Annotated in this window: 3 protein-coding genes and 1 pseudogene; 3 read left to right on the top strand and 1 reads right to left on the bottom strand. The window is 58.5% G+C overall.

Annotated features, from left to right (window positions below):
• From P0D80_RS49080 to P0D80_RS49090, 3 genes and pseudogenes are all read left to right on the top strand, one after another.
• On the top strand, positions 1-861 hold an 861-nt coding region (locus tag P0D80_RS49080; protein WP_408295703.1), incomplete at its 5' end, for a hypothetical protein.
• Between the two features lie 122 nt (positions 862-983).
• Positions 984-1,118, top strand: a pseudogene (locus P0D80_RS49085) (recombinase family protein); the annotation flags it as partial.
• A gap of 168 nt (positions 1,119-1,286) precedes the next feature.
• The gene (locus tag P0D80_RS49090) at positions 1,287-2,324 is read left to right on the top strand and encodes an IS481 family transposase (protein WP_408295705.1); all 1,038 of its coding nucleotides are present in this window, start codon (positions 1,287-1,289) and stop codon (positions 2,322-2,324) included.
• 63 nt (positions 2,325-2,387) lie between these two features.
• Here the strand turns inward: P0D80_RS49090 and P0D80_RS49095 are convergent, their stop codons facing one another.
• The gene (locus P0D80_RS49095) at positions 2,388-3,332 is read right to left on the bottom strand and encodes a hypothetical protein (RefSeq protein WP_408295708.1); all 945 of its coding nucleotides are present in this window, start codon (positions 3,330-3,332) and stop codon (positions 2,388-2,390) included.
• Positions 3,333-3,402: the final 70 nt, after the last annotated feature.

The raw sequence follows: 3,402 nt of genomic DNA on the forward strand, positions 1-3,402 counted from the left end.
ATTGACATGGTTGAGCCGGAGCTGTCCTATTTTCCGTTGCTTGCCAGGGAAAAGGAGGTTTGCATCCTGCTCACCAGTGAGGACTTCAGGAACGGTATGCGGGCTCCTGGGGAGCCGGGTAAAGACCTCGGCAATGTATTCGTCGCGGTAGACTGGAGCAGGCAAACTGATGGAGGGGGAGGCCGTGGTGACTTCTATCCGATGTTCAATCAGAAGCACCTTGCCCAGTTCCCCGTGCTGCATGCCAGAAGCTTCGCGCGTATCGCGCAACATGAGGGGCTGGCGGCGGAATGCTTCCTTCCTCCGGAGTATGTCGAACAGTACCAGCTCGGGGCCCTCGGGGCGAGGAATGATTGGACAACTCCGAAAATCCAGACGGATCTGAAGCGGTTCATTCTGCCGCTGGTGGGGCATCAGAGCGATGATTTTGTCCAGTTTGATACGTTTTCGGAGGCGCGTTTTTCAGAAGACCTGCTGGGATGGCTCTTTACGATGGCCGAGGCAGTGCATGGTCCCATGAACAACGCCGAAAAGGCTTTTTGCCTGAGATCCCTTGCAGCCACACTGACCTACGCGAACAGTTCGAAGATGTTTGGCCGTGCTGGCGATTCGCCGGAAGCGCTGCGGGTGCTGGCGGTCGCGATGCTCAATCATGCAAATGACCTGGATCCTGATGCCGAGGGATTTTCGACAGCCCAGCTGGCGGATTACAAGGGCAAACTCCTTGGGAAACAGGCCCTCTTCTCATGCACAGCGGTACTGTCCAGCGCGTTGTACGGTCAGCTGCGAGATCAGATGAAGAATAGTGAACGGTTCAAGTCGATCTATAACGCGGCCGTACCTGCGAACTGGCGGCGATAACGAGAGGTCAGTAAGCAACCTTGAATGTCGGATCTTCCGGGTGATTTTTACGTCGATCGTCGATTCTCGTGGTGGCGATATTCGCGTGATCGAGCCATTCCTGGACCGGCCGGATGACTGCCACTTGTGCCGCCGGTAAAATGACCATGGGCGTGTTGAACGCGGTCGCCGAGTTCGAACGCGATCTGCTGATCGAGCGAACGCATGCGGGTATCGCCCGTGCACGCGCAGAAGGCAAGCCGCTGGGACGCCCATCCACATGGCTTTGTTCGGAAGACCAAGCGCGACCAGGACACGTCTGATGGCGTAAGTTGCGATGGACTAGACTAAATCTGACAGTGGTCGGTTTCTCGTGCTGACGCGCGTTGGCGCGGAGGGCGTAGCCCGAAGCGGTGACGCGCACGGCGAACCGCAAGGAGTCCGCCATGACTCAGGAACAGAAAGTCATCCGCGCCAAGATCGGGATGCTCGAATTGGCCCGGCAGCTAGGCAATGTCAGCCAGGCCTGCCGCGTAATGGGATATTCCCGCGACAGCTTCTACCGCTTTAAGGAACTGTACGATAAGGGTGGCGAAGCCGCGCTGCAGGAAATCTCCCACCATCGTCCGTTACCGAAGAACCGCGTGGATCCGCAGGTCGAGGCAGCGGTGGTCGAACTGGCTCTGGAACTGCCTGCCCACGGCCAGATCAGTATTGCCAACGAGGTCCTCAAGCGCCATGCCCTGAGCGTCTCGCCGCAGGGTGTGCGCAGCATCTGGCTACGTCACGATCTCGAGACCATGAACAAGCGCCTGAAGGCGCTGGAGGCGAAGTCCGCCCAGGAAGGACTGGTGCTGACCGAATCGCAGCTCACTGCGCTTGAACGCGCCAAACTGGAAAAGGAAACGCACGGCGAATTCGAATCGGAATGCCCCGGCTATTGCGGCGCCCAGGACACCTTCTATGTCGGCACGCTCAAGGGCGTGGGCCGCGTCTACCAGCAGACCTTCGTCGCCACCTACTCGAAGGTGGCGTTCGCCAAACTCTACGACCGCAAGACGCCGCTGCCGGCGGCCGATTTGCTCAACGATCGCGTCGTACCGTTCTTTGACAGCTACGGCATCCCGCTCATACGCGTGCTCACTGACCGTGGCACTGAGTATTGCGGCAACCCCGAGCATCACGAATATGAACTCTACCTGGCCGTCGAGAACATTGATCACACCCGTACCAAAGCGCGTTCGCCCCAGACCAACGGCATCGTCGAGCGGCTTCACAAGACCATGCTCAATGAGTTCTATCGCATCGCATTCCGCAGGAAGATCTACGACTCGATCCAGGCGTTGCAGACCGATCTGGATGAATGGCTTGACCAGTACAACAATGAGCGCGAACATCAGGGACGATGGTGCTACGGCAAGACGCCCATGCGCACCTACCTCGATTCTCTCGAACTCGCCAGGGAGAAACTGATCCCTCACTAAATCAGCTTCTCCCTTTGCTTCCCCGACTACCTGTCAGGTGCAGTCCAGCCTAATACACGTAAGTCACGGTCCCGTTGTTTTGCGATGATGGCGCTGCGTAGCGGCGCCAGCCTTCACCGCATCCGCATGACCAAGTATCCTCGTGACCAGTTCTCTCGCACGGTTCGATCGCCATGCCTTCACACGGCGCTGCAGGGTCCGAAGCTGGACACTGGAATACATCGCTGGAGCCATCGCGACGAGGCGTTCATGCAGCTTCTTCGCCGTAATCCCGGGCTCGCTCTCAAGCCATTGCTGTATGGTCGGCCACGTATGCTCGAACGGATCTTCACGGCTGCGCCAGGTGTGTGCGACGTGCGCCTTTCGGCGATGCGTCGCTCGAACCTCTCCTTCGTGCCATGCTGTTCCAAGACTCGCCAGGAAGTTAGCGAGGGGGATCTGATCGGCCGTTTGTGTTTCCATCGGCGCCGTACCCGATGCGCTGCATCGTGCGACGTGCTGCTGTGCTTCGCGCATGCGGCGCAATAAGTCCAATGGATCTAGCGCCCGAAACCGCGTACGCAACCTGCGCTTGGTTGACTCGGGTATCGACGCCGATCGCAAGACCCGCTCAAGGGGAGTCAGAGGCGCTTCATAGCGCTTGGTCACCCGTGCACCGTGGCGTGTTTTCGACTTCAGCTTGAATGACGGCTGGAAGAAGTTGATGTACAGCCGCGACACCTCATAGAGGGAAGCGAGGGTTTCGGTAGCATCAAGTCCACGCAAGTGGCCATACCCCACGAGGCGGCGCACGATTGAGCCATTCTTCTGCGTAACCCAGGCTTGGTCGTTCTTCTTGTAGGGTCGCGAGCGGGTCAGTTCGATACCCGTCGCTTTGCAGAAATCGAATATGGCCTCGTTCATGAAGGCGCTATCGTTATCGCAATCGATACCGCGCAGCGGAAACGGCAAGGCACGGCTAACGCGCTCGATGTGCTCAAGAACGAATGCACCGCTGCGATACGGCATGGCTAGGCACTCGGTCCATCGCGGTCGCGATGTCTGTCATCACGAAGCTGTGCACGAAGTCGCCGTCGAT

The sequence above is a fragment of the Paraburkholderia sp. RL17-373-BIF-A genome (assembly GCF_046030175.1).
Classification (GTDB): Bacteria; Pseudomonadota; Gammaproteobacteria; order Burkholderiales; family Burkholderiaceae; genus Paraburkholderia.